At 68.4% G+C, this 25731-nt stretch carries 26 protein-coding genes; 4 read left to right on the top strand and 22 right to left on the bottom strand.

The window, feature by feature from the left end; translation table 11 throughout:
- Positions 1-6 precede the first annotated feature (6 nt).
- The 13 genes from JI752_RS17055 to JI752_RS16995 all read right to left on the bottom strand — a co-directional run bounded on the left by JI752_RS17055 (position 7) and on the right by JI752_RS16995 (position 10052).
- Positions 7-870, bottom strand: a complete 864-nt coding sequence (locus JI752_RS17055; RefSeq protein WP_216966374.1) for an alpha/beta hydrolase — start codon at positions 868-870, stop codon at positions 7-9.
- A gap of 21 nt (positions 871-891) precedes the next feature.
- A complete protein-coding gene (locus tag JI752_RS17050) occupies positions 892-1347 on the bottom strand; it encodes a DUF6010 family protein (RefSeq protein ID WP_216966372.1) in 456 nt (151 codons plus the stop codon).
- Positions 1348-1726: 379 nt separating this feature from the next.
- On the bottom strand, positions 1727-1963 hold the full coding sequence (locus tag JI752_RS17045) for a 4-oxalocrotonate tautomerase family protein (RefSeq protein ID WP_216966370.1): 237 nt from the start codon (positions 1961-1963) through the stop codon (positions 1727-1729).
- Positions 1964-1989: 26 nt separating this feature from the next.
- Positions 1990-2700 (bottom strand): SDR family oxidoreductase, encoded by a 711-nt coding sequence (locus JI752_RS17040; protein ID WP_216966369.1) that lies wholly within the window; start codon positions 2698-2700, stop codon positions 1990-1992.
- A 153-nt stretch (positions 2701-2853) separates the two neighbouring features.
- Positions 2854-3771 carry a LysR family transcriptional regulator gene (locus JI752_RS17035; RefSeq protein ID WP_216966367.1) on the bottom strand — a complete coding sequence of 306 codons (918 nt, stop codon included), beginning with the start codon at positions 3769-3771 and terminating at the stop codon, positions 2854-2856.
- A 120-nt stretch (positions 3772-3891) separates the two neighbouring features.
- Positions 3892-5211: a HAMP domain-containing sensor histidine kinase gene (locus JI752_RS17030; protein WP_216966365.1), complete on the bottom strand. Its 1320-nt coding sequence runs from the start codon at positions 5209-5211 to the stop codon at positions 3892-3894.
- Positions 5208-5948 carry a response regulator gene (locus tag JI752_RS17025; RefSeq protein WP_216966363.1) on the bottom strand — a complete coding sequence of 247 codons (741 nt, stop codon included), beginning with the start codon at positions 5946-5948 and terminating at the stop codon, positions 5208-5210. Before JI752_RS17025 ends, JI752_RS17030 begins: the two co-directional genes overlap by 4 nt.
- Before the next feature lie 63 nt (positions 5949-6011).
- On the bottom strand, positions 6012-6551 hold the full coding sequence (locus JI752_RS17020; RefSeq protein ID WP_216966361.1) for a thioredoxin family protein: 540 nt from the start codon (positions 6549-6551) through the stop codon (positions 6012-6014).
- A gap of 191 nt (positions 6552-6742) precedes the next feature.
- Entirely contained in the window at positions 6743-7165 is a 423-nt protein-coding gene (locus tag JI752_RS17015; RefSeq protein WP_216966359.1) for an organic hydroperoxide resistance protein, read from the bottom strand.
- Entirely contained in the window at positions 7165-7944 is a 780-nt protein-coding gene (locus JI752_RS17010) for a putative DNA-binding domain-containing protein (protein WP_216966356.1), read from the bottom strand. The genes JI752_RS17015 and JI752_RS17010 overlap by 1 nt, the downstream gene beginning before the upstream one ends.
- Positions 7937-8791 carry a DUF692 domain-containing protein gene (locus JI752_RS17005; RefSeq protein ID WP_216966354.1) on the bottom strand — a complete coding sequence of 285 codons (855 nt, stop codon included), beginning with the start codon at positions 8789-8791 and terminating at the stop codon, positions 7937-7939. The genes JI752_RS17010 and JI752_RS17005 overlap by 8 nt, the downstream gene beginning before the upstream one ends.
- Positions 8792-8846: 55 nt before the next feature.
- On the bottom strand, positions 8847-9302 hold the full coding sequence (locus JI752_RS17000) for an EF-hand domain-containing protein (protein WP_216966353.1): 456 nt from the start codon (positions 9300-9302) through the stop codon (positions 8847-8849).
- Positions 9303-9377: 75 nt separating this feature from the next.
- Positions 9378-10052, bottom strand: coding sequence for a DoxX family protein (locus tag JI752_RS16995; protein ID WP_216966351.1), 675 nt, complete (start codon positions 10050-10052; stop codon positions 9378-9380).
- A gap of 553 nt (positions 10053-10605) precedes the next feature.
- Here JI752_RS16995 and JI752_RS16990 point away from each other — a divergent pair.
- A complete protein-coding gene (locus tag JI752_RS16990; protein WP_254201089.1) occupies positions 10606-15240 on the top strand; it encodes an autotransporter domain-containing protein in 4635 nt (1544 codons plus the stop codon).
- Positions 15241-15400: 160 nt separating this feature from the next.
- On the opposite strand, the gene JI752_RS16985 is transcribed toward JI752_RS16990, so the two are convergent.
- From JI752_RS16985 to JI752_RS16975, 3 genes are all read right to left on the bottom strand, one after another.
- On the bottom strand, positions 15401-16075 hold the full coding sequence (locus JI752_RS16985) for a type 1 glutamine amidotransferase domain-containing protein (protein ID WP_216966346.1): 675 nt from the start codon (positions 16073-16075) through the stop codon (positions 15401-15403).
- Between the two features lie 85 nt (positions 16076-16160).
- Positions 16161-16790, bottom strand: a complete 630-nt coding sequence (locus JI752_RS16980) for an NAD-dependent dehydratase (protein WP_216966344.1) — start codon at positions 16788-16790, stop codon at positions 16161-16163.
- 22 nt (positions 16791-16812) lie between these two features.
- Positions 16813-19005: an ATP-binding protein gene (locus tag JI752_RS16975; protein WP_216966342.1), complete on the bottom strand. Its 2193-nt coding sequence runs from the start codon at positions 19003-19005 to the stop codon at positions 16813-16815.
- A gap of 123 nt (positions 19006-19128) precedes the next feature.
- Here JI752_RS16975 and JI752_RS16970 point away from each other — a divergent pair, with 123 nt between their 5' ends.
- Positions 19129-19935, top strand: coding sequence for a TOBE domain-containing protein (locus JI752_RS16970; protein ID WP_216966340.1), 807 nt, complete (start codon positions 19129-19131; stop codon positions 19933-19935).
- Here JI752_RS16970 and JI752_RS16965 read toward each other — a convergent pair.
- Genes JI752_RS16965 through modA form a run of 3 tightly spaced genes read right to left on the bottom strand, consistent with a single transcriptional unit; the run spans position 19925 to position 22048 of the window.
- Positions 19925-20575 carry an ATP-binding cassette domain-containing protein gene (locus JI752_RS16965; RefSeq protein ID WP_216966338.1) on the bottom strand — a complete coding sequence of 217 codons (651 nt, stop codon included), beginning with the start codon at positions 20573-20575 and terminating at the stop codon, positions 19925-19927. The two genes, JI752_RS16970 and JI752_RS16965, sit on opposite strands and share 11 nt — an antisense overlap.
- The gene (gene modB / locus JI752_RS16960) at positions 20562-21284 is read right to left on the bottom strand and encodes a molybdate ABC transporter permease subunit (protein WP_216966336.1); all 723 of its coding nucleotides are present in this window, start codon (positions 21282-21284) and stop codon (positions 20562-20564) included. The genes JI752_RS16965 and modB overlap by 14 nt, the downstream gene beginning before the upstream one ends.
- On the bottom strand, positions 21284-22048 hold the full coding sequence (gene modA / locus JI752_RS16955) for a molybdate ABC transporter substrate-binding protein (RefSeq protein ID WP_216966334.1): 765 nt from the start codon (positions 22046-22048) through the stop codon (positions 21284-21286). The genes modB and modA overlap by 1 nt, the downstream gene beginning before the upstream one ends.
- Positions 22049-22144: 96 nt before the next feature.
- Between modA and JI752_RS16950 the strand changes: the two genes are divergently transcribed.
- A complete protein-coding gene (locus tag JI752_RS16950; protein ID WP_216966331.1) occupies positions 22145-22567 on the top strand; it encodes a YqaA family protein in 423 nt (140 codons plus the stop codon).
- 24 nt (positions 22568-22591) lie between these two features.
- Here the strand turns inward: JI752_RS16950 and JI752_RS16945 are convergent, their stop codons facing one another.
- The 3 genes from JI752_RS16945 to JI752_RS16935 form a co-directional block, all read right to left on the bottom strand.
- Complete coding sequence (locus tag JI752_RS16945; RefSeq protein WP_216966329.1) at positions 22592-22798, bottom strand: hypothetical protein; 207 nt, start codon at positions 22796-22798, stop codon at positions 22592-22594.
- A 138-nt stretch (positions 22799-22936) separates the two neighbouring features.
- Positions 22937-23758: an alpha/beta hydrolase gene (locus JI752_RS16940; RefSeq protein ID WP_216966327.1), complete on the bottom strand. Its 822-nt coding sequence runs from the start codon at positions 23756-23758 to the stop codon at positions 22937-22939.
- A gap of 255 nt (positions 23759-24013) precedes the next feature.
- Complete coding sequence (locus tag JI752_RS16935) at positions 24014-24763, bottom strand: glucose 1-dehydrogenase (protein ID WP_216966326.1); 750 nt, start codon at positions 24761-24763, stop codon at positions 24014-24016.
- 236 nt (positions 24764-24999) lie between these two features.
- Here JI752_RS16935 and JI752_RS16930 point away from each other — a divergent pair, with 236 nt between their 5' ends.
- A complete protein-coding gene (locus tag JI752_RS16930; protein WP_216966324.1) occupies positions 25000-25692 on the top strand; it encodes an HD domain-containing protein in 693 nt (230 codons plus the stop codon).
- Positions 25693-25731 lie beyond the last annotated feature (39 nt).

Below are 25731 nucleotides of genomic sequence, written 5' to 3'. Positions count from 1 at the left end.
GATGCGCTAGAGCGCCTGTCGCTGCAGGAACTCGCGCATCCGCTGTGCGATCTCGTCGACATGGGTTTCCAGCGCGAAGTGGCCGGTGTCGAGCAGATGCACCTCGGCATCGGGCAGATCGCGCCGGAACGCTTCCGCGCCGGCAGGCAGGAAGAAGGGATCGTGCCGGCCCCACACCGCCAGCAGCGGCGGCCGGTGGCGGGCGAAGTAGGCGTGGACCTGCGGATACAGCGCGACGTTGTTCGCGTAGTCGAGGAACAGGTCGAGCTGGATCTCGTCGTTTCCGGGCCGCGACATCAGCGCGACATCCAGCCAGTACGCCTCCGGTGCCACCTGCGATTCGTCGGGCGCGCCGTGCACGTACTGCCAGCGCGTGGTCTCCAGCGTGAGCATGGCGCGCATGGCGTCGCGGTTGGCGGGCGAGGGATCGTCCCAGTACGCGCGCGTCTGGCCCCAGCCGTCGCTGAGTCCAACTTCGTAGGCATTGCCGTTCTGCGTGATCAGCGCCGTGATGCGCTCCGGCCGCGCCATCGCCATGCGCCAGCCCACCGGCGCGCCGTAGTCGAAGACGTACAGCGCATGTCGCTCCAGCCCGATCGCATCGGTGAAGTCCTGCATCACCTGCGCCAGGTGATCGAAGGTGTACGCGAAGCGATCGCGCCCGGGCGTTTCGCTGAAGCCGAAGCCGGGCAGGTCCGGCGCGATCACGCGGAACCGGTCCGCGAGCCGCGGGATCAGGTGCCGGAACATGTGCGAGGACGTGGGGAATCCGTGCAGCAACAACACGGCAGGCGCATCGCGCGGGCCGGCCTCGCGGTGGAAGATCGTCGCATCGCCGACGGGCGTGCGGTGGAAGACGACGGGGTTCATGGGCACCTCTGCAAGTCAGTGTCAGATCAGGCCGCGGTTGCGCCAGATCAGCAACAGCCCGGCGCCGACGATCACGTCGATCACCACGCACCACGGCACATACCACTGCGGGATCTTCACCAGCGACAGGCGCGAACGGTTGTGGTGCGCCAGATCCCACAGCGCATGACCGAAGTACGCCAGCGGCAGAAGAATCGGCCACAGCAGGAGCCCGAGCAGGCCCGCCAGCGTGAACAGGCCGGTCACGTTGAATTCGACCATTTGATCGAAAGGCGAGCCGTTCATGACGGCGAAGCCGAAGTAGATCCCGGCGATCAGCGCGATCACCACGGCGGCGAAGGCGAGCGACGCCTGCGGTGTCAGGAACGCATGCGGCACCAGCGTGACGATGCCGACGGCGATGCCGGTGAGGATCGGGCGCCGGGCGAACGCGGACGGTGCGTGGCTGTGTGAATGGGGGGCGGGGGCGGAGGACATGGGAGGCTCCGATGAGGTCGGTTCCGTCCTGGATGACGACGCGGCGGCGGGACGTCGGCCACGAGTACCCGTGGGGACGCGGTGCTGTTGCGAGGTTGCGCTGCTTGCTGCGGGGTTGCGGTGAAGGGTCTGGCTCTTCCTTCTCCCCTTGAGGCGACCGAAGGGAGTGCAGAGCTGAGAAGGTGGCGCGAACCGCCGGAAGAGAGGAGCGCGCGAAGCGCGTTCTTTGCAGCGGCCCACGCCTCTCCCTGGCTCGCTGCGCGAGCCTGTCCCTCTCCCGCAAGGGGAGAGGAGCACGCAGCTGACGGTTCGATGCCAAGAGGGAGGGGCCTTTGCATTTCAATCTCCACCTCGCGCGGCCTCGACGAGGAGTACCGGACTACTTCTCTCCCGCCGCGCGTCGTCGTCGCAGTTCCGGGACGGGCAGGCCGCCCCAGCCCCAGTTCTCCAGCGGGACCTCTTCGATGATGACGAATGTGGAGTCCAGCGGTTTGTGCAGGACCTCCAGCAGCAGCTCGCTCACGCCCTTGATGAGCGCGGCCTTCTCCTGCGCCGTGACCGAGTCGCGCTCCGGCGTGGAGCCTTCGCGGGTGACCTGGATGGTGACGATGGGCATGTCGTTCTCCTGAGGGAAGCGATGCGTCAGTGGCCGGCGCTCTGGCCGCCGTCGACGTGGAGGATCTCGCCGGTGACGAAGCCAGCCGATTCCAGGAACAGCACGGCCTGCACGACGTCGCCGATGTCGCCCATGCGCGCCACCGGATGCAGCGCCGCGAGCCAGTCGTGCGTTTCCGGCGCATGCATCGGCGTCTTGATCACGCCAGGGGAGACCGCATTCACGCGCACGCCGCGCTTGGCGTACTCGATGGCCAACGACTTCGTCGCCGCATTCAGGCCGCCCTTGGTCAGCGAGGCCAGCACCGACGGCACGCCGTCGATGGCATGGTCGGACAGACTCGTGGTGATGCTCACCACGTGGCCGGAACCCTGCTTCTCCATCTCCGCGATGGCGGCCTGGGTGATGTGGAAGAAGCCGTCCACGTTGGTGGACAGGTTGGCGGCGTAATCCTGTGGCGTGAACTGCGTGAACGGCTTGGCGGTGAAGATGCCGGCGTTGTTGACGAGGGTGTCGATGCGGCCGAACTTCGCCACGGCTTCGCCGATCACGCGCTGCGCGACTTCGCGGTCGGCGATGTCGCCGGGAACGGTGAGGATGTCCGGATCGTTCGACGGCTTGATCGAGCGCGAATTGGCGACGACGCGGTAACCGCGATCGCGGAAGGCCTGGACCAGACCGGCGCCGATGCCCTGCGAGGCACCGGTGATGGCGACGACTTTGGTGGGGGTGTTCATGGTGTGACTCCGGTAGTGGGGGAGCCGGACGTGCCGATGTGGCTGTTCCGGACGCCACTCAATCTAGGAGCGCACCTTGCGCTTGCGAATCCACCGGTTCCGGCAGACATTCTTCCGCGCAGCGGTGGAATCGCCCATGCCGCAGGGCTTGGTTCAGGCGGGAAGCGTGCGCCGCGCGAAGGTCGCGCGCAGCCGGGGCAGGGCGAAATCGACGAAGGCGCGCACCTTGGGAACCGACAGGCGGCCCTGCGGCGACACCAGGCTCACCGGGATGAGCGCGGGCTCGGCATGCGCAAGCACGACGCGCAACGCGTCGGCCTCGACTTCCGGCGCGACGTGGTACGACAGCATGCGCGTGACGCCGTGTCCGGCGACGGCGGAGGCGATCGCCGCGCGCACGTTGTTGACCACCAGGCGCGGCGCGAACGACACGGCACGCGGCACGTTCGATCCCTCCAGCGGCGGGAACGTCCACGAGTCCAGGCCCATGTGCGCGGTCGTGACGATCTGGTGCTTGGCCAGATCCGCCGGTTCCTCGATGCGCGGATGCAGCGCCAGGTAACGGGGCGAGGCGACGACGACGCGTCGCGCCTGGCCCACGTGGTGCGCAACGAGCGTCGAATCGGCCAGATGGGTGATGCGCAGCGCCAGGTCCATGCCTTCTTCGACCAGATTGACCGGGCGTTCTAGAAGGTGCATGCGCACGTTGACGGTGGGGAACTCGTCGATGAAGGCATCGACGATGGGCTGCAGCAATTCGACACCGGCGAACACGGTGGACGTGATGGTCAGCATGCCGCGCGGCACGGAGCGTTCGCCCGCGGCCTGGCGGTCGGCTTCCTCCAGGTCGGCCAGCACCTTGCGGCACGCGGCGGCGTAACGCTCGCCGGCCTCGCTGAGCTTGATCGAGCGCGTGGTCCGGTGCAGCAGTGGCACGCCGACGTGCGCTTCCAGATAGGCGACGGCGCGACTCACCGCCGCCGCCGAACGCCCGGTGCGCCGACTGGCGCCTGCAAGGCTGCCTTCGTCCAATGCGGCGATGAAGATCTTCATGGCCTCGATGCGGTCCACGGGCGTCTCCGGGTGCGTCTATGGCAATCGTATCGACTTGGCTGATGCCGACATTAGCCCCTCTCAGCGCTGCACTCCCTTCGGTCGCCGCGTGCTGGAGAGGGGTAGGACAAGCGACCCTCAAGCTCGCGGCAAACGCACGATCGCCTCCAGCCCGCCGCCGTCGCGATTGCGCAGCGTGAGCGTGGCGCCGATGGCATCGGCGAGTTGCGTGGCGATCGCCAGCCCCAGCCCGGTGCCGCCGGTATCGCGATTGCGCGAAGCTTCTAATCGATAGAACGGTTCCAGCACCTTCGACAACTCCGCTTCCGGAATGCCGGGCCCGCGATCGCGTACGTGGATCACCGCGCCGTCGTCACTGCCGGACACCTCCACTTCCGCCGCGCCGGCGTACTTGAGCGCGTTGTCGACGAGGTTCACGACCACGCGCCGCAACGCCTGCGGTCGCGTGACCACCGGCATGCCGACACGGCCCGAGAAACTCACGTTGCGTCCGGTGTCGAGGTAATCGCAAACCAGGCTGTCGAGGAAGGCGTCGAGGTCCACGCGAGCGGGCGCTTCCGCATCGCCGTGCGCGCTGCGTGCGTAGGCGATGCCTTCGCGCACGAGGTGCTGCATCTGGTCGAGGTCGTCGATGATCTTCTCGCGCTCGGGCGACTCGCCCATCGCTTCGGCGCGCAGCCGCAGGCGCGTGATCGGCGTCTGCAGGTCGTGCGAAATGGACGCCAGGATCTGCAGCCGTTCCTTCATGTAGCGGGCGATGCGGTCCTGCATCGCATTGAACGCGCCCACGGCCTGCGCGACCTCGGTCGGGCCGCCGGTGGGCAGGCGCGCGCCGTCGCCGCCGGGGCGCAGCGTTTCGGCCGCATTGGCCAGCCGCGCGAGCGGACGCGTCGCCAGGCGCACCGCGGCCCAGGCGCACAGCAGCAACAAGGCCAACTGTGTTGCCAGCACGTACGGAAGCCACTTCGCCAACGGCATCACCGACGGCTGCACTTCGATCACCAGCGGACTGCCGTCGCTCAAGCGCACCTGCACCTGGAAGCGTTCGGGATCGCGCGACACCAGGCGCGCGCGTGTCGGATAGCGCGGGCCCAGGGCGTTGGCGATCATCCCGGCCATCTCGCGCGTGGACTCGTTCGGCAGCGGTGTGCCTTCCTGCGCGGGATCGAGCGTGTAGTGGAACGTGCGTCGCCGCAGCATCGGTAACCAGTGCGCGCGTTCCTCCGGCGGCAGGTGATCGAGAAGGTTCACCGCGACGACCACGTCCTGCTCCAGGTTGGTCATCAGCATCGAGGTGGCCGATTCGTAACGCTCGTAGAAGAGCATGCCGAACGAAAGCCCGTGCGCGATCAGCAGGCCGCCGGCCAGCAGCAGGTACAGCCGCGAGGCCATCGAGCGCGGCAGCCAGCGCGAACCCTCGCGCGATGCGGTGCTCATTCGTCCTCGCCCACGACCGTCACCGCCATGCTGAAGACGTAGCCTTCGCTGCGCACGGTCTTGATGTAACTCTGCTCGCGCGCGTCGTCGAGCAGGCGTTGGCGCAGGCGGCTCACGAGCAGGTCGATGGAGCGATCGAACAGCTCGGCATCGCGGCCCTGGGTCAGGTTGAGCAGCTGGTCGCGACTGAGCACGCGGTTGGGATGGTCGAGGAACACGCGCAGCAGGCGGAACTCCGCGCCGCTCAGCGCCACGACCGTGCCTTCGGGATCGAGCAAGTGGCGCGAGGTGGTGTCCAGGCGCCAGCGACCGAAGGCGAGCATGCGCGCGGCCTCGGTCACCTGCAGGTTCGGCGGAAGCATGCGCGTGCGCCGGATCACCGCCTTGATGCGCGCCAGCAACTCGCGCGGCGCGAACGGCTTGGCGACGTAGTCGTCCGCGCCCATCTCCAGACCGATGATGCGATCGGTCTGGTCGTCGCGCGCGGTCAGCATCACCACCGGCACCGCGCGATGCTTGCCGGCGCGCAGGTTGCGCGTGAGCGTGAGGCCGTCCTCGCCGGGCATCATCAGGTCCATCACGATCAGGTCGACCGCGTGGGTGTCGAGCACCGCGCGCATCTCGCGGCCGTCGGCCACGGCGGTGGCGCGCAGTCCGTTCTTTTCCAGATAGTCCGCGATCATCTGGCGGATCTCGCGGTCGTCATCCACGACGAGGATGTGGTCTACGTGTTCCATTCGGGCGCCGGCGTCCATCGATGTCGGTGATTGTGCCACTGCGCAGGGTGGTGCCGTGGTACGTCAGTGCGCAACCGGCTTGGCCGCCAGCAGTTGGCGGATGCGGGCTTCGGTGGCCTCGTAATCGCCTTCGCCGTAATGGCGATGGACGATGCGGCCGTCGCGATCGACGAGGTAGAACGCCGGCCAGAAGCGATTACCGTAGGCGTCCCAGGTCTTGTACAGGTTGTCCTGCGCCACCGGATAGGTGATGCCGAAGCGCTCGATGGCGCGCTGCACGTTGGCGGTGCTCTGCTCCTCGGCGTACTCGGGCGTGTGCACGCCGATCACCACCAGACCGTCGTCGCGGTAGCGCTCATGCCACTGCTTCACATGCGGCAGGACGTGGATGCAGTTGATGCACGAGTACGTCCAGAACTCGACCAGCACCACCTTGCCCTTGAGGCCCGCCATGGTCTGCGGCGGTGCGTTGAGCCATCGCGCGATGCCGGTGAATTCCGGCGCCGGTGCCGGGCGTGCCGGCTCGGCCTGCGCGCCCGGCGCGCAGCCGGCGATGAACAGCGACAGGCCCAGCGCGAGCGTGGCGAGAATGGAACGGAACATGGTTCTACCTCCGTGGTGCAGAAGATCTTCCTCCGAAAGTGGAAGAAGAGGCGTCGGCCGAAGCGTCCCTTCTCGCGCGTGCGGGAGAAGGTGCCGGCAGGCGGATGAGGGCAGGCGTTGCGATTGGAGCATCCGGTGCTTCGGGCCCTCATCCCAACCCCTCTCCCCCAGGCGGGAGAGGGGCTTTGTTGTCACGAGGTCGCGATCTCCACCTCCACCTCGCCGCGCGTCATGCGCGAATACGGGCAGGTGCGGTGTGCCATCTCGACGAGCTGGCGGCGCGTTGCCTCGTCCAGGCCCGGCAGGCGGACGTTGAGCTTCACCGCGAGCTGGTACTCGCCGGTGGCGATCTTGCCGAGCGAGACGTCGGCATCGACGCCGAAGCCTTCGGGCAGCTTCACCTTGAGTTCGCTCGCGGCAAAGCCAATCGCGCCGATGAAACAGGCCGAATAGCCGATGCCGAACAGCTGCTCCGGGTTCGTGCCGGGCTTGTTCGAGCCGGGCGTGCTCAGCAGGACATCGATCGCGCCGTCGCTGGAACGGCCGGTGCCGTTGCGGCCGCCGGTGACGTGCGTGTGCGCGGTGTAGATGACGGTTTCGAGGGAAGTGCTCATCACGGGGATTCCATTGCGTTGGGGGAGGGAAGGTGCGGGAGTTGCGGGGGAACGAAGACCACGCCCTGTGCACGCAAGGCGTGCAGCACCGGCAGGGCGTGTGCCTGGAATTCGATGGGATCGACGCCGGCTTCGTCCGCCAGCGCCAGCAGATGCCCGCGACCGCTGCGCGCATGCGCCTGGATCGACACCAGCAGGTGATAGACCAGCGGCGCGATGCGCACGAAACGCACCTCGTGGTCGGCATCGCGATGCACGACCAGCGTGGTCGCCTCCGGCGGCGGTGCGTCGGGCACGAAGTCCGGGCCGATCTCCGTCACCGGCCAGCGGTAGGCCAGCGGCATCGCCAGTGGTGACAGGCGCAGCACGCCGTCGAGCGGGTCGATGTCGGCATCGTCGAGCGGATGCGACGCGTCGTGCGTGAGCAGCAGTTGCTCGATCCACTCGTAATGCGCCAGCTCCGGCAGCCACGGCGGCAGCGTCGTGTCATCCGCACGCTCGTCCAGGTAATCGACGAACTCGCCCGCGACCTGCGGGAACAACGGCGTGCGGCTGCGATGGTTCGCATAGAACTCGCGCACCAGCGCCTTCCACGCGGTCGTGCCGAGCGTCTGGCGGATCACCGGGAAGCCGCCGGAGAGCAAGCCCTCGATCGAGTTGAAGAACAGTTCCGCGTACACCTTCACCCGGCGCGGCTCCAGGCCGGGCGGCGGCGGGTGCGCGGACGGGTCGCGCAGGTGACGCGCAAGCGTGTACTGCTGCTGGCGAAGCTCATGCATGGGCCAGCTCCAGCAGGCGCGCACGGTCGGCGTAGGCGGCCTGCATCGTGCGGATGCGGTTGGTTTCGGTCAGCAGTTCGGACAGCGGCGGGAAGTTGAAGTCGCGTTCCAGCAGCGTCGGACGCACGCCGAAGCGGCGGTACGCGTCGGCCAGCAGGTCCCACACGTCGGCCTTCACCGGCGCGCCGTGCGTGTCGACCTTGAGGTCGATGTCTTCGTCGAAATGGCCGGCGATGTGGTACGAGGCGATGCGCTCGCCCGGCAGCCGCGCAAGGAACGCCTGCGCGTCGTAGCCGTGGTTGATCGAGTTCACGTAGAGGTTGTTCACGTCCAGCAGCAGGTCGCAGTCGGCCTCGTCGAGCACGGCGCGGACGAAATCGATCTCGGCCAGCGCCTGGTACGGCGCGGCGTAGTAGGAGACGTTCTCCACCGCGATGCGGCGCCCCAGCACGTCCTGCACCACGCGGATGCGCGCGGCAACGTGACGCACGGCTTCATCGGTGAACGGAATCGGCATCAGGTCGTAGAGATGGCCGTCGTCGGAGGCGTAGCTCAGGTGCTCGCTGTAGAGCGCGATGCCGTGGCGTTCCAGCAACTCGCGCGTGCCCAGCAGCAGCTTCATGTCCAGCGGTTCGGTGCCGCCGAGCGAGAGCGACAGCCCGTGCGCGCTCAACGGGAGCCGCGCCGACAACTGCGCGAGCTGTTCGCCGGAGCGGCCGCCGACGCCGATCCAGTTGTCCGGCGCCAGTTCGAGGAAGTCCACGGCGCCGTCGTCCATCGCCAGCAGCTCTGGAATCAGGCTGCGGCGCAGGCCGAGGCCGGCGGAAGCGGAAGGGAGTTGCGTCATGGCGTGGACTCGATGAGGGCCCCGCGATGGCATCGCGGGGCGCGGCGGGACGGGGTTATTCCGGGAAGGCGGCGAAGCGGCCGATCGGGACCTTCTTGCCGTTGGCTTCGAAGCGCGCCTTCGTGTAGTCGTAGGCTTCGCGCTCGGAGATGAAGCCGTCGGCGTTGGCGTCCTTGTCGGCCCAGCCTTCGCCGGTCGGCACGGCCTTCAGGTACTCGGCCTTGGAGACGAGGCCGTCGTCATTGGCGTCGGTCTTGTTGAAGCGTGCGTCGCCGCACTGGCCTTCGCCGCACTTGCCTTCGGCGGCCTTCGACGCGGCGCCCTTGGCCGGCTTGGCCTGCGTGCTGCCGCACTTGCCTTCACCGCACTTGCCTTCGCCCGCGGCGTGGCTGGCGGCGAGCATGTAGCCCTGCGCGAGGGGCTGCATCGCGAAGGCGGAATTGCCCAGGACCAGGCCGGCGAGGGCGATGCCGATCATGCCGGCGGTGTTGCGGGTGGTGTTGCGTGACATGGTGAGTCTCCAGGTGTGCACGGGGGCCGTGCGGGGGTTGCGCCGTGCATGGCGCGGGAACATCGAAAAGGGCGATCAGGCCGCGGCCAGCAGTTCCGACGCGGTCCTGCGGCGGCGCGGCCAGGCCATCAGGGCGACGCCGGAAACGGCGAGCGCGGCACCGGCCCACGGCAGCAGCAGCGAGACGGTCGTGCCGATGGCGAACAGCACCACGCCCCAGGCCAGCGTGTCGGGCGTCGCGGCGGCGGTGGATGCGCGGCGCGAAGCGATGAGGTGATCCACGCTCAGGCGTCCGGCGCCGCCGAACATCAGCGGCAGCAACATCGCCAGGTAGATCAGCGGGAGCTTGTAGTTGCCGTAGCCGTCATTGCTGATCGCGTAGCCCTGCCAGAGCTCGGCGAGGCTCGACCACTCCGACGGCCAGTGCACGGCATGGATCGCAACGACCGTCACCACGAACAGCGTCGCCGCCGCGTAGCGCGTGCCTAGGCCGATCAGCAGCGCGATGCTGCCCAGCAGCTCCGTCCACGTCGCCAGCGTCCAGTTGACGTTGGCGCCCAGCAGCGAGAACGGCAGCGGAAACTTGTCGGCCAGCTCGGCGAACCAGTTCTCGCCCTGCAACTTCTCGCGGCCGGCCTCGAAGAACTCCCACGCCAGCAGCACGCGCAGACCGAGCGGGGCGAGCCACGCGCCGACGCCGTCGACGCGGGACAGCAGGGGCGCAGGGGATGCAGCGGAGACGGTGGACATCGGGGTTTCCTCGAAGGCGGCGGTGTTTTCCGGTGGCGCCATTTCGAGGCCGGGCGGTATCGCGCTCGTGTCGCGATTGCGGGCGTTTTGTCGGGAAAGGTGGCCCGTCGGGCGGTGGATACACGGCGATACAAAGCGGCGGGCCGCCTGGTTCCCTCACCGCGACCCGCTCAATCGCGCCTCGCGGCCCGAACTTTGCCGAATGAGCGGTTTCGGAATGAAAAAGTGTGAACGCGATCAAGTAAATCGGATCGATGACGTTAACGAGGGCGAGCGGGGACCTCCACGCCGGAACCGCCTGCAGCGCGGGTTCCGCGCCGGCATGCCCATTGCACCAACGCGTCCGCAACGTCCGTCGTTGCCGGCCCGCGGTGTGCGCCGGCGCCTGCTCGTTCGTTCTTCGTCCTGTCCTGCGGTGGGGAGCCGCATCCGAATGAATCACGTTTTTCGCGTTGTCTGGAACCGTGCGCTCAACCAGTGGGTTGTCGCTTCCGAGCTTGTCCGCGGTCGTGTGAAGGGCGCTCGTTCCGCCGCCACGCACGACGCACCGGCCATGACGCGCATGTGCGCGGCGCTGCTGGCGGCATTGCTGCTCTCGCCCACGGCCGCCTTCGCTGCGGTGGACATCCAGAACGCAAGCTTCGAGGACGGCACGCTGAGCGGCTGGACCGCGGGCGGCGGCACCGGATCGCAGTCGTCGGGTTCCTACGGATCGACCGGCGTGGGCGCTTCGGTCGTCACCGGCATGACCGATTTCGATTCCCAGGTCGGCCCCGCACCGGGCCCGCACCTGTGGACGGTGACGCCGTACCAGAACTACATGGCGTCCCTGCAGGCAGGCCAGGCGGGCAACGTCGGCGCGGGCCTGAGCGCGCTGGGCCTGACCGCGCAGAGCCAGAGCAACGTGCAGTCGATGATGGGCGCGGCCTCGCTCACCAATGCGGCCTGGCTCTACCAGGATCTGGTCCTGGAAGCCGGCGATGCGTTCACGATGGCCTGGCAGTACGTCTCCACCGACTACGAGCCGTACAACGACGGTTCGTTCACCTCGCTGGTGAACGTGGATGATCCTTTCGCGCTGGGCGTGGTGAACAACCAGAACGCACAGTTCGCGCTGCTGGGCGCCACCAACCTGGGCACCGGCAGCTATTCCACCGGCAGCTACGGCGCGACGGGCTGGCAGATCGCCACCTATTCGGTGAGCGTGTCGGGCACCTATCGCCTGGGCTTCCTGACGTTCAACCTCGACGACGAGGTCAACAGCCCGGTCCTGCTCATCGATCAGCAGCCCGGCCTGACGTTCGACCACGGCGTGCCCTTCGGTCCCATCGCGCCCAACCCCGGCAGCGGCGCGCCGACCACGCCGGGCCTGCCGACCACGGCCGTCATCGACACCACGACCGGCACCGACGACCTGGACGGCGCCAGCGACGGCGCGTTCGAAGGCGGCACGCTGGTGGTCGACACCGACGGCGCGGATGTCGACCTGGACTTCACCATCGACGGCGACGGCGGCACGATCGACCAGAACGGCCATGACGCGACATTCGGCGGCGTGATCTCCGACGCCGACGGCGGCACGCCCGGCGAGCTGACGATCACCAATTCCGGCAACGGCGGCTCCGTCACGCTGACCGGCGAGAACACCTACACCGGCACGACCACCATCGACGACGGCGCGACGCTGGCGTTGACGGGCGAAGGCAGCATCGCCGCCTCGGACGTGGTGAACAACGGCACGTTCGACATCGAAGGTTCCAACGACGCCGTCAACGTGAAGTCGCTCACCGGCGGCGCGACGGGCGAAGTCGCGCTCGGCGACAACGGCCTGGTCGTGACCGACGCGACCGGCGACTTCGCCGGTACCATCGACGGCACCGGCGGCGTCACCATCGAAGGCGGCACGCAGACGCTCAGCGGCTGCAACACCTACACCGGCAATACCGTGATCCACGCCGGCTCCACACTGGCGGTCGCGGGGCAGGGCTGCGTCGCCAACTCCGATGTCATCGCGGACGGCACCTTCGACATCGCACAGGCCGATGGCGATGTCGGCGCGCAGTCGCTCACCGGCGACGGCACGGTCGGTCTGGGCGGCAACACGCTGGTACTGGCCGATGCGAACGGCGACTTCGGCGGCAGCATCGGCGGCGCCGGCGGCCTGGCCATCGACGGCGGCACGCAAACGCTGAGCGGCGAGAACACCTACGGCGGCACCACCACCATCTCCAGCGGCGCGACGCTCGCATTGACGGGCGAAGGCAGCATCGCCAACAGCGACGTCGTGGCGCAGGGCCACTTCGACCTCGGCGGCGGCGACGGCGACGCGCACGTGAAGTCGCTCACCGGCAACGGCACGGTCGACCTGGGCGGCAACGGCCTGCTGCTCACGGACGCGCATGGCGACTTCGGCGGCGTCATCGACGGTCAGGGTGGCGTGAACATCGCCGGCGGCACGCAGACCTTCAGCGGCTGCAACACCTACACCGGCGCGACCCTGATCGATCGCGGCGCCACGCTGTCGCTCGCCGGGCAGGGCTGCATCGCCGGGTCGGATGTCGTGGCCGAAGGCACGCTGGACATCGGCGGCGCATCGGGCGACATCGATGTCCAGTCGCTCACGGGCGGCGGCAACGTCGAACTGGGCGGCAACGTGCTGGTGCTGACGGATGCGCGCGGCGAATTCAGCGGCGACATCGCCGGCGACGGCGGAATCGCCATCGAAGGCGGCACGCAGACGCTCAGCGGCGACAACGCCTTCACCGGCGGCCTCGTCGTGAACGGCGGCACGTTGCAAGTCTCCAGCGACGCCAACCTGGGCCACGGGACGGTCAGCATCGGCGAAGCCACGCTGCGCACCACCGACGGCTTCACCAGCGACAACGACTTCGCACTCACCTCGACGAAATCCATCGTCGACACGGCCGGCCACGACGTCGTCCTCAACGGCGACCTGTCGGGCAATGGCGTCCTCAACAAGGTCGGCGACGGCACGCTCACGCTGAAGGGCCAGAACACGCAGGACGGCATCAACGTCAAGGGCGGCACGCTGGAGTTCGCCTCCGATGCGGCGCTCGGCCGCGACGGCAGCGTCGTCACCATCGCCGACAACACCACGCTGCGCACGCTGGATGCGATGACGATCTCGCACGAGATCTTCGTCGACAACACGCGCTCGGCGGTGTTCGACACCAACGGCTTCGATGTCGTGGTGTCCGGCGACATCGGTGGCTCGGGCATCGTGCAGAAGCTGGGCGGCGGCGTGCTGACGCTGTCGGGCCACAACAGCCAGGTGCTGATGCAGGTGCAGGGCGGCTCCATCGCCGTGACCTCGCAGGAAGCGGCCGGCGCGATCGGCGGCGACATCTACATCGGCCAGGACGGCAACTTCACCGCGCTGACCGGCATGAACGTCACCCAGAACGTGCACGTCACCGGCCAGAACGCGCGCTTCGAAACGCGCGGTGCGGCGACGACCACGCTGACCGGCACCGTGGACGGCAGTGCGTGCCTGATCAAGTCCGGCGCGGGCCGCCTGGACATGCGCGGCGTCGGCGCCAACGCCATCGGCGCGTGCATCGAGCAGGGCGATTTGGGCTTCAACAGCACCTTCACCGGCAACGTGTGGGTGTACGCGGACGGCACGGCCAGCGGTTCGGGTCGCGTCGAAGGCGCGATGGACGTCAGGGGCGTGCTCTCGCCGGGCAACTCGCCGGGCACGCTGGTGGTGACGGGCAACGTGCTCCAGCACGCCGGCAGCACGTTCGTGGCCGATGTCGACGGCCGCACCGCCGGCAACGGCGCGGGCCACTTCGACACGCTGTGGCTGGTGGGCGCGAACAGCGTCTACACCGCCGCCGGCACGCTGGAGCCGCGCCTGCGCGGCATCACCGGTGCGGCCACCAATGCATTCACGCCGAACGTGGGCGATACCTTCGCCATCGTGCAGGCGCAGGGCGGCGTGGACGGTTCCTACACGGGACTGGTCCAGCCGCTGTCGGGCCTGCCGGCGAACGCGCGTTTCGACGTGCGCTACGAGGCCAACTCGGTCGTGCTGGCGGTGACGCCGAACTCGTACGCCGCCGCGATGTCGACCGGCAACACCGCCGCGGTCGGTGGTGCCATCGACGCGACGCGCGTGACGGCGGGCATCCGCACGACGGGCGATGCCTCGCGCCTGCAATCCAGCCTGATGGGCCTGGACCTGGGCGCAACCGCGGCGGCCTTCGAACAGCTGGACGGCGAGTTCCACGCGAGCGCGCGCACGGTGCTGGCCGATGACGCCAGGCGCCTGCGCGAGGCCGCGTTCGACCGCATGCGTGCCGGCCATTCGCCGCTGGCGGAAGCCGCCGAACCGGGCAGCGCGGTGTGGGCGCATGCGCTCGTCGCGGGCGGTTCGCTCGACGGCGACGGCAACGCCGCGTCGGTGGACTACAACGGCAGCGGCCTGCTGATCGGCGCCGATCACCGTTTCGAGGACGGCTGGCAGCTCGGTGTGATGGCCGGAAGCGAGCGCACCGACGCGAACGTCGTCGCGCGCGCATCCAAGGGCGATGCCGACACCTTGCATGTGGGCCTGTACGTCGACGGCGGCTGGGGCGCATTCGCCGTGCGCGGCGGCGTGGGCCTGGCGCAGCACGCGATCGACAGCCAGCGCACCGTCGCACTGCCGGGCATGAACCAGCGTCTGGTCGCCGATTACGACGCGACCACGAACCAGGTGTTCGTCGAAGGCGGTTACACGATCGACGGCGAACGCGGATCGCTGGAGCCGTACCTGCAGTACGCGCGCGTCACCACCGAAAGCGATGCGTTCTCCGAGACGGGCGGCAGCCTCGCGCTGCATGTGGCCGACGAGGAGACGACGCTCGACGTGTCCACCCTCGGCCTGCGTGGTGCACTCTCGCTGACCAGTCGCGGCACCGGCGCCGGCTGGTTCGATCTGCGCGGCGGTCTGGGCTGGCGTCACGTGTCGGACGATGTGGTCTCGACGAGTCGCATGAGCTGGTCCAGCGGTGGCGACTTCAGCGTCGCCGGTGCGCCGCTGGCGGAGGATGCTGCCGTGGCCGAGCTCGGCGTATCGGCGTGGCTGAACCCGGTTACGCAGCTGGAGCTGGGCTACGAAGGCCAGTTCGCGGACGAAGCCCGCGACCACCAGGCCACGGCGCGTCTGTCGGTCCGCTTCTGATCGGTGCGAACGATCTGAGCAACGGAGAAGGGCGGCGAAAGCCGCCCTTCTTCTTTCGCCACTGTCAGTTCGGCCCCCAAGGTTCGGACACCGATGTTCTCTTGCGCTGTCATCCCCGCGAAGGCGGGGATGACGCATTCGCTGCCGCACGCAAAGCCGTTCAGCGCAGCAGCCCCAGCAGCGCCTTCGCCGTCGCTTCCGACGATGCGGGGTTCTGCCCGGTGATCAATCGACCATCGGTGATGGCGAAGCTCTGCCAGTCGCCGGCCTTCTCGTACTTTCCGCCCAGGCGCTTGAGTTCGTCCTCGACCAGGAAGGGCACGACCTTCGTCAGCTTCACCGCTTCTTCTTCGGAGTTGGTGAAACCGGTAACGCGCTTGCCCTTCACCAGAGGCGCGCCGTCGTGCTTCACGTGGCGCAGCACGGCGGGCGCGTGGCAGACGGCGGCGACGGGTTTGCCCGCGTCGTAAAACGATTCGATCAGTTTGATCGACACGGGATCTTCCGCCAGGTCCCACAACGGACCGTGGCCGCCGGGATAGAACACCGCGTCGTAATCGCCCGCGGACACCGAATCCAGCCGTCGCGTGTTCGCGAGCACGGCCTGCGCTTTCGCATCGGCCTTGAAACGATCCTGCGCGGGCGTCTGGTTGGCGGGGTCGTCGCTCTTGGGGTCGATCGGCGGTTGCCCGCCTTTCGGTGACGCGACCGTCACTTCCACGCCGGCATCGGTGAAGACGTAGTAGGGCGCCGCGAACTCCTCCAGCCAGAAGCCGGTCTTGACGCCGGTGTCGCCCAGCGTGTCGTGCGAGGTGAGCACCATGAGGATCTTCATGCGGGATCTCCGAAGCCGTCGCGTTCGATGGCGCGCGTGCTCGAAGTCTTGCGCCGGGCGGGTTAGGGCGCGGTGATGCGGACGCTCAGACCAGCGCCTGGGAGGAAACGACGTGCATCCCGGGTCGCGCATGCACGGCGGCGTCGATCAGCGCTTGCGCGATGCGTTCGGCGGGATTGATGCGCCAGCGCTTGGGCAGCACCGGATGCAGCGCACGCAACACGACCATCGCGGCGCGCTCGCCGGCGCGGAACTCTTCGCGATCGCCGCCGATGAGGCCGGGGCGGACGAAGGTGAGCGAATCGAAGCCCATCGCGGCGAGGTCGTGTTCGACTTCGCCCTTCACGCGGCTGTAGAACACGCGCGAACCCGTATCGGCGCCGAGCGCGGAATTCAGCGCGTAGGTCGTTGCGCCGTGCGCGCGCGCCAGGCGGGCGACCGCAAGCGGATAGTCATGGTCCACGCGACGGAACGCGGCTTCCGATCCCGCGATGCGCATCGTCGTGCCCAGTGCGCAGACGACGGCATCGACGTGCCACCACGGCGCATCGGCGGGCAGGGCATCGAAATCCACGACAGGCGAGAGCAGCCGGGGATGCGCGGGCAACGGGCGCCGCACTGGCGCGACGACGGTTTCGATCTGCGGATGCGCCAACGCGAGCGTCAACGCATGACGCCCGACCAACCCGGTGGATCCGACGACCAGCAGCTTCATGCACGCCCCCTTTGTTCGCGGTTCACACCGGCTTGCCGCGCTCCAGCGTGGCGGACAACACGTCCAGGCTGATCGGCTTGGTCATGTGCACGTCGAACCCGGCTTGCCGGGCGCGTTCGCGATCGCCGGCCTGGCCCCAGCCGGTGATCGCCACCAGCAGCAGACCGTCGCCGCCGGGGCGCTCGCGGATGCGTCGCGCGAGCTGGTAGCCGTCCATCAGCGGCAGGCCGATGTCCAGCAACAGCACCTCCGGATCGCCGTGTTCGAGCAGGCCGAGCGAACTGGGCCCGTCGTGGGCGACGTCCACCACGTGGCCGTCCAGTTCCAGTGCCGCCTGCAGGCTGAGTGCCGCATCGACGTTGTCGTCCACGATCAGCACACGGCGCGGCGCGGCGGCGGCCTTGCGGATGCCGGCGTCGCGCTTCGCCGACGGCGCGACGATGCCCAGCGGCAATCGCACGACGAACTCGCTTCCCTGTCCGGCCCCGGGGCTTGTCGCCTTCAACGTGCCGCCGTGCAGTTCGACCAGTCGGCGCGAGAGCGCCAGTCCGATACCGAGTCCGCCGCCGCCGCGGCGTTCGCGATGCTCGGGCACCTGCGAGAACATCTCGAACACTTCGTCGATGCGATCGGCGGGAATGCCGAAGCCGGTGTCGCTCACGCGCAGCACGGCCTGTTCGCCCTCGGCCGCCGAGCGCAGGGTGATGCGACCGCCGGATTCCATGTACTTGGCGGCGTTGCCGAGCAGGTTCGCGACGACCTGCGTAAGCCGCTCCAGATCGCCGTGCACCGGCAGCAACGTGTCGTGGTGCTCCACAGTCAGGCAGTGCCCGCGCTGCTCCATCAGCGGACGCGTGAGTTCGACGGCCGCCTCGATCACCACGCGCAGGTCGATCGGTTCGCGCCGCAGTTCGATCTTGCCGGTGGTGATGCGCGACAGGTCGAGCAGGTCGTCCACCAGCCGGGTGAGGTGCACGAGCTGCCGCTTCATCATGGCGTGGATGCTGTCGGTCAGCGCGGGGTCGCGGCCGGCGCGTTGCAGCAGTTCGATGCCGGTGCTCAACGGCGCCAGCGGATTGCGCAGTTCGTGGCCTAGCACGGCGAGGAACTCGTCCTTGCGCCGGTCGGCCTCGCGCAACGCGGCTTCGGCGTTGGTGCGCTCGATCAGGTCGGCGGTCTCGCGCGCGAGCACGTCGAACAGGCGCAGGTCGCTGTCCACCAGCGCATAAGGTTCGCGCCAGTGCGTGGAAATGACGCCGACGAGCTTGCCCTTGCGCGAGATCAGCGGTGTGGACTGCATCGCGCGGATGCCGGAGCGGCGGTATTCGGCCAGGTTGCCGGCACCGACGAGCTCGGCGGCTTCCTCGGCATCGGCGATGAAGAAGCGGTCGCGTTCGCGCAGCGTCTGTGCGCAGCTGCTGGCTGACTCCATGGTGATGACCTGCCAGTAGCGAGCCGATTCGGGATGGAATCCGGAGGAGGCGAGCAGTTGCAGTTCGCCGTTGCGATCCACGCGCTGCAGGCTTGCGAACTGCGCGCGCATGATCGTCATCGCCGCTTCGAGGATCTGCGCGTAGAGCGGGCCGATGTCGTCCTCGGAGATCAGGCCGACGCTGACGGATTGGAGCAGGTGCGAGCCGGCGATCTGGCGATCGAGCGCGTCGCGCAATTGCTGTTGTTGCTCGATGGCCTGGAACGCCAGCGCGGCGACATCGCCCAGGTCCTGCAGCAGGCGGACGTCCTCGCGGTCGAACGCGTGCGCCGGTTCGTGGTGGACCACCCACACCGTGCCGATCCTCTGGCCGGCCACCTCGAATGGCACGAGCAGCGCCTCGTGCAGCGCGGGCGCGCCTTCGCGCGCGTCATCGGCGTGAAGTTCGGGATGACGGATGAGCAGCGGCGCGGCGGGGTCGGGCGTGATGCCGCGCGGGATGGTGTCGCGCAGGAAGGGCGACCACCGGCCGGCGCAGGCACGCCAGCGGGCCATGTGCGGCCCCTCGTGCTCGCTGGCCAGGCTGATGCCGGCCGACCCCGCATGGCACAGGCGCAGCGCGGTTTCGGCCAATTCGTGCAGGATGCTCGCATCGGGCGCCTTGAGCGCCTTCATCAACGCCACCAGCGCGCGGCTCTCGGCCAGGTGGTCCGGAGGGCGTGCGGGGCGCCGATCGAGTTCCGGCGTGATGATCGCAGCGGCGGGCGAAACCGGTGTGTCCATCGAGGTCCCTGGGGAGTGAACGTGCTCCGGGTGCCGATCGTACGTCAGCAGGCGTGATGGAGGCTCCCGCGCCGGGCCGGAACGCTGCGGTACAGTGGCCGCGTTCAGTCCCGCGACCCTCGGATGCGCATCCTCAGTTCGCTCACCGTCGAAGCACGGCACGGCACCTTCGGCAGCCAGCGCTGGATGGCGCTGTTGTCGGCCATCGGCAGCGAGGCGTCCATCGCCGCCGCGGCGCGTCATGTCGGCCTGAGCTACAAGGCGGCGTGGGATGCGATCGAAGCCATGAACAACCTCGCCGACAAGCCCCTGGTGGAGCGCGTGGTCGGCGGCAAGGGCGGCGGCGGAACGCGCCTGACGCCCGACGGCGAGCGGCTCGTCGCCACCTGGCGCGAGGTCGAGGCCGAGAACGCGCGCTTCATCGAAAGCCTCAACGCACGCATCGCCCATGCCCGCCCCGGCCTGGACCTCCACGATCTGAACATCCTTGCGAGGTTCGACATGCAGACCAGCGCCCGCAACCACCTGTCCGGCCGCATCGTGCGCATCGCCACGGGCGCGGTGAACGACGAAGTCGAGCTGGAGTTGTCCGGCGGGGGCCGGATCGTCGCGATCGTCACGCACGAAAGCGCGCAGCGCATGGGCCTGGCCGAAGGCGGTCAGGCGATCGCGCTGGTGAAGGCGTCCAGCGTCATCGTCGGCACCGACCTGGATGGCGTGCGGCTGTCCACGCGCAATCAGTTGCCGGGTACGGTCACGCGCGTGATTCCGGGCGCGGTGAACACCGAAGTGGTGATCGAAGTGGCCGGCGGCAACGCCATCGCCGCCATCGTCACCAATGCCTCGGCCGAGCAGTTGAAGCTGGCCGAAGGCGTGCCGGCGACGGCGCTGTTCAAGGCGTCGAGCGTGATCCTCGCCGTCAGTCCGTGACTTGCGCCAGGAGCGTTCCGCGCTCCATGCCGTAGGCGCGATCGGCGAGGTAGTCCAGCTCGCTGTGCGCGTGGGTGACGTACAGCATCGGAATGCGTGTCTCGTCCTTGATGCGCTTGAGGAAGGGCAGGATCTGCTGCTTGAGGCGGTCGTCGAGCGAGGACAGCGGTTCGTCGAGCAAGAGCAGTTGCGGCGAATACAGCAACGCGCGGCCGAGCGCGACGCGCTGGCGTTCGCCGCCGGAGAGCAGAGTGGGGCGGCGGTCGAGCAGCGGGGTCAGTTCCAGCAACCCGGCCACGCCGGCCAGATCGAAATTGCGGCCGGCCTGCGGAATGCGCGCGAATCCGTACAACAGGTTCTGCCGCACGGTGAGATGCGGGAACAACTGGCCGTCCTGGAAGACCAGGCCGACATGGCGTTCCCACGGCGGCAGCACGCGCCGCGCGGTGGTGTCCACCAGCACGCGTTCGCCCAGCCGCACCTGCCCGCGCGTGGGCGTGAGCAATCCGGCGAGCAGCGCCAGCAGGGTGCTCTTGCCCGAGCCCGACGGCCCGTACACACCGGTGACGCCTGCGCCGACTCGGGCGGCGGCGTTCAACACGAACCCACCGCGTGCGAAGTTCAGATCAAAGCTCAGCATGCGGGCCCCGATCGAGAAAGCCCAGGCGTCGCTCCGCACGCAGGCTGATCCAGCGGCTCACCAGCAGCGCGGCCACGGCCAGCGCGATGGACAGCAGCGACAGTCGCAAGGCCGCCGCTTCGCCGTCGGGGAGGTGGGTGAGGCTGTAGATCGCCAGCGGCAGCGTGCGCGTCTCGCCGGGGATGTTGCCGACGAAGGCCATCGTCGCGCCGAACTCGCCCAGGCTGCGCGAGAAACACAGGATGCAGCCGGCGATCAGGCCCGGCACCGACAGCGGCAAGGTCACGGTGAAGAAGGTGTCCCACGGTTTCGCGCCGAGGGTGGCGGCGGCCTTCTCCAGGCGCGGATCGATCAGGCGGATCGCGAGCCGGATCGGCTGCACCATCAACGGAAACGCCATCACCGCCGAGGCGATCACCGCACCCTTCCAGGTGAAGGCGATCACGATGCCGAACGTCTCCTTCAACCAGCCGCCCAGCGGCCCCTGCGTGCCCAGCAGCAACAGCAGCAGATACCCCGGGACGACCGGCGGCAGCACCATCGGCAACTGCACCAGCGTGTCGATCCACACCTTGCCCGGGAACTGCCGCCGCTCCAGCAGCCAGCTCAGCGCGATGCCGAACGGCAGGCAGGCGGCCGTCGCGCACAGCGCGACCTGGGCCGACAGCGCCAGTGCGTCCCACTCCTCGGGCGTGAGCCACATCGCCATCAGGGCTTGAGCCGGGTGAAGCCGTACTTGGCGAAGATCGCGGCGGCCTGCGGCGAGGTCTGCACGAAGCGCAGGAACGCCTGCGCCTGCGGCCGCGCGCCTTCCACGGCGGCGAAGGGATAGACGATGGGCTTGTGGCTGCCGGGCGGGAAGGAAGCGAGCACGTCGACCTTCCGGCTGATCTTCGCATCGGTGGCGTACACGATGCCGAGCGGGCACTCGCCGCGCTCGACGAAGGCCAGCGCCGTGCGCACGTCGTCGGTGCCGACGATGCGGTTCTTCATCGCGTCCCACCAGCCCAGGTTCTGCATCGCTTCGCGCGCATAGATACCGGCCGGAACGACGCCGGGCTCGCCCGTGCAGAGCCTGCCTTCGAAAGCGCCGGCCAGGTCGAAGCCGCGCCGGACTTGCACCGGGAACGCACGGCCCTGCGGCACGATCATCACCAGCGTGTTGCCGAGCAGGTTGCGGCGCGTGCCCGCCTGGAGCTTCCCGCGCTTGTCCAGATAGTCCATCCACGTCAGGTCGGCGGAGGCGAACACGTCCGCCGGGGCGCCGGCTTCGATCTGCTTGGCGAGCGCCGAGGATGCGGCATAGGCCAGGCTGGGCTTGGGATGCCCGGCCTTCTGCCATTCCAGGCCGATGTCGTTGAGGGCATTGGTCAGGCTGGCCGCGGCGAACACGCGGACCGGCTCCTCGGCCAGGACGGGGCCCGCAACGGCGAGCGCGAGCAGCAGGAAGACGCGATGGATCCAGGCACGCATGGGCTTGCTCCTCGGGATGGCATCGATATATAGCGCGATACATAGCGTATGCCCGCCGCCCCCGGGGCTCAACGGGGGGCCTCTACAATCCACGCGATGGCCTATCTGGGGTTGTTCTTCATCGCCTTCGTCGCCGCCACGCTGCTGCCGGCGCAATCGGAAGGCGCGCTGGTGGGCCTGCAACTGGCCGGCTATGCGCCGTGGGCGCTCGTGCTCGCGGCCAGCGTCGGCAACGTACTGGGATCGACCGTCAACTGGTTCCTGGGTCGCGAGCTGGTGCGCTTCAGCGACCGGCGCTGGTTCCCCGTGAAGCCGGCCGCGATGGCGCGCGCGCAGGCGTGGTACGCGCGCTATGGCAAGTGGTCGTTGCTGCTGAGCTGGATGCCGATCATCGGCGATCCGCTGACGCTGGCCGCGGGCGCGATGCGCGAACCGTTGCGCGTGTTCGTGGTGCTGGTCGCGATCGCGAAGACAGGGCGCTACGTGGCGCTTGCGCTGATCACTGCGCACTACGCATGAGGCACGCGTCGATGGGGGCGCTGATCAGAACGGATCGCGGGCCCAGCTCTCGTGCGCGATCGCTTCCACGCGTCCCCAGTCCAGATCGTTGGACAGCACGCTGGAATACCAGCCCAGCCTGAGATGCGGTTCGACCTCGTCCCAATCGAGGTGGGAAAGATGCGCCCGTGCGGTGCGTCCGAGGTCCTCGAGGAACGCACGCTGGCTGTCGGTTACGGGTACGTCGTACATGGCGCCTCCAGCACGCGGCTACCGGACGAACGACGCTACTACTTTTGCGTTTTGACGTGGCTGAACATGGCTGCGGGGGCGCTCCGGAACAGAGCGCCCCCGGCATCCAGGCCGATGCGATGGTTCGCGCAGACGCGATCAGCCGCGGACGAACGCGAGCAGATCGGGATTGATCACGTCGCCATGCGTGGTGCACATGCCGTGCGGATAGCCCTTGTAGACCTTCAGCGTGGCGTTCTTCAGCAGCTTGGCCGTGAGCAGCGCGGAGTCGGCGATGGGCACGATCTGGTCGTCGTCGCCGTGCATCACCAACGTCGGCACGTCGATGCGCTTGAGGTCGTCGGTGAAGTCGGTTTCGGAGAACGCCGCGATGCAGTCGTACTGCGCCTTCGCGCCGCCCATCATGGCCTGGCGCCACCAGTTCTGGCGCACCGGCTCCGACAGCGGCGCGCCCGCGCGGTTGTAACCGTAGAAGGGAACCGGAAAATCCCAGTAGAAGCCGGCGCGATTGGCCGCCAGCCCCTTGCGCAGTCCGTCGAAGACGTCCTTCGGCGTGCCGCCCGGGTTGGCGTCCGTCTTGAGCAGCAACGGCGGCACCGCGCCGATCAGCACCAGCTTCGCCACGCGCCCCGCGCCGTGCTGTGCGACGTAGCGCGCCGCTTCGCCGCCGCCAGTGGAGTGGCCGATGTGGATCGCATCGCGCAGGTCGAGGTGTTTGACGAGCGCGGCGACATCGGCGGCATACGTGTCCATGTCGTTGCCGCTCGCAGTCTGCGTCGAGCGACCGTGGCCGCGACGATCGTGCGCGATCACGCGATAGCCCTGGGCGAGGAAGAACAGCATCTGCGCGTCCCAGTCGTCGCCGGACAGCGGCCAACCGTGATGAAACACGATGGGCTGGCCCGTGCCCCAGTCCTTGTAGAAGATCTGCGTGCCATCGGTGGTGGTGATGGATTTCATGTCGGTGTTCCTCGGTGATGGGGGAGCGGGACGTCGCGTGACGGCGGCGAAAGCGCTTGCTGGAAGCGCCGCCAGGACAGGGGAGAGCACGCCCGCCGCGAGCAACCTGCGGCGCAAAGGGTCGACGCTTTCGCGCGCGTCGAACGCCTTCGGCGCAGTGGGGGAGGGGAGCGGATGGTCGCGAACGGGCGTGCTCATGGAAGGGATTCCGTGCGAAAGCGCCGCGCGAGCCATCGCGCGAACACACGCGGTGGATCACAGCAGCGACATGCCGCCGTCCACGCGCAGGTTGATGCCGGTGATGAAGCTGCTGGCATCCGATGCCAGGAACAGCGCCGCGTTGCCGAGTTCGTCCGGCGTGCCCAGGCGTCCCAGTGGAATCGCCTCGGACACGTTCTTCTCCAGCAGCGCACGGGCTTCCGGCGGCAGCCCCAGCTTGTCGAGGATCGGCGTGTCCACCGGACCCGGACTGATCACGTTGACGCGGATGCGCCGCGCCTTGAGCTCCACGGCCCAGCATCGCGCGAACGCGAGGATCGCCGCCTTGGAGCCCGCGTACACCGCGTGGCCTTCCATGTAGCGATCGCTGGCGATGGAGCCGGTGATGATCACCGAGCCACCGTTACGCATCACCGGCGCCAGCTTCTGCACGCCGAAGAACACGCCGCGCGTGTTCACGGCGAACTGCGCTTCGTACTCGGCCTCGCTCACCTGCGAGGAGTGGTTGATGGTGTTGACGCCGGCGTTGGCCATGTAGATGTCCAGGCCGCCGAAGCTGCGCATCAACTCGTGCGCGATGGTCTCGTGGTGCGAGACATCCGCGACGTCGCCGATGATGCCGATCGCGCCGCGCCCGATGTGTTCCAGCGCCTGATCGACCACGTCCTTTCGGCGCCCGGTGATGATCACCTGCGCGCCCTGATCGGCGAACATCTTCGCCGAGGCCAGGCCGATGCCGCTGCCGCCGCCCGTCACGAGCGCGATCTTTCCGCTGAGGTCGTCCATTTGTGCTGCTCCGTAGGGCTGCGCCGACCGCGTCGGCACGATGCGCCAACAGTAGGAACTGCGACCGCGGTCCGGTAGACGCACGCACGGGACCACCGCGTTGCGTGCCGGGCACCAATGCACTTGCCGTTGCGCATTGGTGTGCGCCGGGAAACACGGTGTGGCCGTCGCCGGTGATACCGCGTGGGCGCGCCGCGCACGAGGATCGGCGTACGAACCGGCCCGAGAGCATGCAGATGAACCAGACCACCGCCAACGCCACGCAGGCCGTCGCCCCGTCCGGGCGCGCGCTCCCCACGCGCATGCTGGCCGGCGTGGAAGTGCCGGACACGCCGCTGGTGTCGCGCGCGATCGAATACGCACGCGCGCACTGCGAGCCTTATCTGTTCAACCACGTCATGCGGTCGTGGCTGTTCGCGGCGGCCATGGCCGGGAAGGACGGCACGGCGCACGATCCGGAAGTGCTCGCCGTGGTGACGTTGCTACACGACCTGGGCCTGGCGGAGGCGTTCCAGGGGCCACTGCGTTTCGAAGTGGAAGGCGCCAACGCGGCGCGCACGTTCGCGCGCGCACAAGGCCTGGACGAACACCGCTGCCAGCTCGTCTGGGACGGCGTGGCGCTGAACTCGACGCCTTCGATCTGCCTGCACAAGGAAAGCGAAGTGGCGCTGGGCGTCGTCGGTGTCGGCCTGGACTGGGGCGGGTGGGGTTTTGACGCGATTCCCACCGACGTGATGGCGAACATCATCGAAGCGTTCCCGCGCCTGCAGATGAAGCAGCGCTTCACCGACGACGTCTGCCGCATCGCGCGAACGCGTCCGGAAACGACCTACGACAACTTTGCACGCGACTTCGGCCTGCGTTTCGTGCCGGGCTACGATCCGGGCTCGAGCGTGGATGCGCTGATGGGTGCGCCGTTTGATGAGTGAGGGATTGAGATTCGGGATTCGGGATTCGGGATTCGGGAT

Origin of the sequence: Lysobacter sp. MMG2, assembly GCF_016735495.2 — a bacterium.
In the GTDB taxonomy this organism is placed as follows: domain Bacteria; phylum Pseudomonadota; class Gammaproteobacteria; order Xanthomonadales; family Xanthomonadaceae; genus Lysobacter_J.
The sequence above is the reverse complement of the archived record's forward strand: the minus strand, read 5'-3'. Positions and strand labels throughout refer to the sequence as shown.

What these genes read in the sequence shown, in the direction of transcription:
- JI752_RS17055 (WP_216966374.1), bottom strand. Translation starts at nt 870, where the DNA reads ATGAACCCCGTCGTCTTCCACCGCACGCCCGTCGGCGATGCGACGATC.
- JI752_RS17050 (WP_216966372.1), bottom strand. Translation starts at nt 1,347, where the DNA reads ATGTCCTCCGCCCCCGCCCCCCATTCACACAGCCACGCACCGTCCGCG.
- JI752_RS17045 (WP_216966370.1), bottom strand. Translation starts at nt 1,963, where the DNA reads ATGCCCATCGTCACCATCCAGGTCACCCGCGAAGGCTCCACGCCGGAG.
- JI752_RS17040 (WP_216966369.1), bottom strand. Translation starts at nt 2,700, where the DNA reads ATGAACACCCCCACCAAAGTCGTCGCCATCACCGGTGCCTCGCAGGGC.
- JI752_RS17030 (WP_216966365.1), bottom strand. Translation starts at nt 5,211, where the DNA reads ATGAGCACCGCATCGCGCGAGGGTTCGCGCTGGCTGCCGCGCTCGATG.
- JI752_RS17025 (WP_216966363.1), bottom strand. Translation starts at nt 5,948, where the DNA reads ATGGAACACGTAGACCACATCCTCGTCGTGGATGACGACCGCGAGATC.
- JI752_RS17020 (WP_216966361.1), bottom strand. Translation starts at nt 6,551, where the DNA reads ATGTTCCGTTCCATTCTCGCCACGCTCGCGCTGGGCCTGTCGCTGTTC.
- JI752_RS17015 (WP_216966359.1), bottom strand. Translation starts at nt 7,165, where the DNA reads ATGAGCACTTCCCTCGAAACCGTCATCTACACCGCGCACACGCACGTC.
- JI752_RS17010 (WP_216966356.1), bottom strand. Translation starts at nt 7,944, where the DNA reads ATGCATGAGCTTCGCCAGCAGCAGTACACGCTTGCGCGTCACCTGCGC.
- JI752_RS17005 (WP_216966354.1), bottom strand. Translation starts at nt 8,791, where the DNA reads ATGACGCAACTCCCTTCCGCTTCCGCCGGCCTCGGCCTGCGCCGCAGC.
- JI752_RS17000 (WP_216966353.1), bottom strand. Translation starts at nt 9,302, where the DNA reads ATGTCACGCAACACCACCCGCAACACCGCCGGCATGATCGGCATCGCC.
- JI752_RS16995 (WP_216966351.1), bottom strand. Translation starts at nt 10,052, where the DNA reads ATGTCCACCGTCTCCGCTGCATCCCCTGCGCCCCTGCTGTCCCGCGTC.
- JI752_RS16990 (WP_254201089.1), top strand. Translation starts at nt 10,606, where the DNA reads ATGACGCGCATGTGCGCGGCGCTGCTGGCGGCATTGCTGCTCTCGCCC.
- JI752_RS16985 (WP_216966346.1), bottom strand. Translation starts at nt 16,075, where the DNA reads ATGAAGATCCTCATGGTGCTCACCTCGCACGACACGCTGGGCGACACC.
- JI752_RS16980 (WP_216966344.1), bottom strand. Translation starts at nt 16,790, where the DNA reads ATGAAGCTGCTGGTCGTCGGATCCACCGGGTTGGTCGGGCGTCATGCG.
- JI752_RS16975 (WP_216966342.1), bottom strand. Translation starts at nt 19,005, where the DNA reads ATGGACACACCGGTTTCGCCCGCCGCTGCGATCATCACGCCGGAACTC.
- JI752_RS16970 (WP_216966340.1), top strand. Translation starts at nt 19,129, where the DNA reads ATGCGCATCCTCAGTTCGCTCACCGTCGAAGCACGGCACGGCACCTTC.
- JI752_RS16965 (WP_216966338.1), bottom strand. Translation starts at nt 20,575, where the DNA reads ATGCTGAGCTTTGATCTGAACTTCGCACGCGGTGGGTTCGTGTTGAAC.
- modB (WP_216966336.1), bottom strand. Translation starts at nt 21,284, where the DNA reads ATGGCGATGTGGCTCACGCCCGAGGAGTGGGACGCACTGGCGCTGTCG.
- modA (WP_216966334.1), bottom strand. Translation starts at nt 22,048, where the DNA reads ATGCGTGCCTGGATCCATCGCGTCTTCCTGCTGCTCGCGCTCGCCGTT.
- JI752_RS16950 (WP_216966331.1), top strand. Translation starts at nt 22,145, where the DNA reads ATGGCCTATCTGGGGTTGTTCTTCATCGCCTTCGTCGCCGCCACGCTG.
- JI752_RS16945 (WP_216966329.1), bottom strand. Translation starts at nt 22,798, where the DNA reads ATGTACGACGTACCCGTAACCGACAGCCAGCGTGCGTTCCTCGAGGAC.
- JI752_RS16940 (WP_216966327.1), bottom strand. Translation starts at nt 23,758, where the DNA reads ATGAAATCCATCACCACCACCGATGGCACGCAGATCTTCTACAAGGAC.
- JI752_RS16935 (WP_216966326.1), bottom strand. Translation starts at nt 24,763, where the DNA reads ATGGACGACCTCAGCGGAAAGATCGCGCTCGTGACGGGCGGCGGCAGC.
- JI752_RS16930 (WP_216966324.1), top strand. Translation starts at nt 25,000, where the DNA reads ATGAACCAGACCACCGCCAACGCCACGCAGGCCGTCGCCCCGTCCGGG.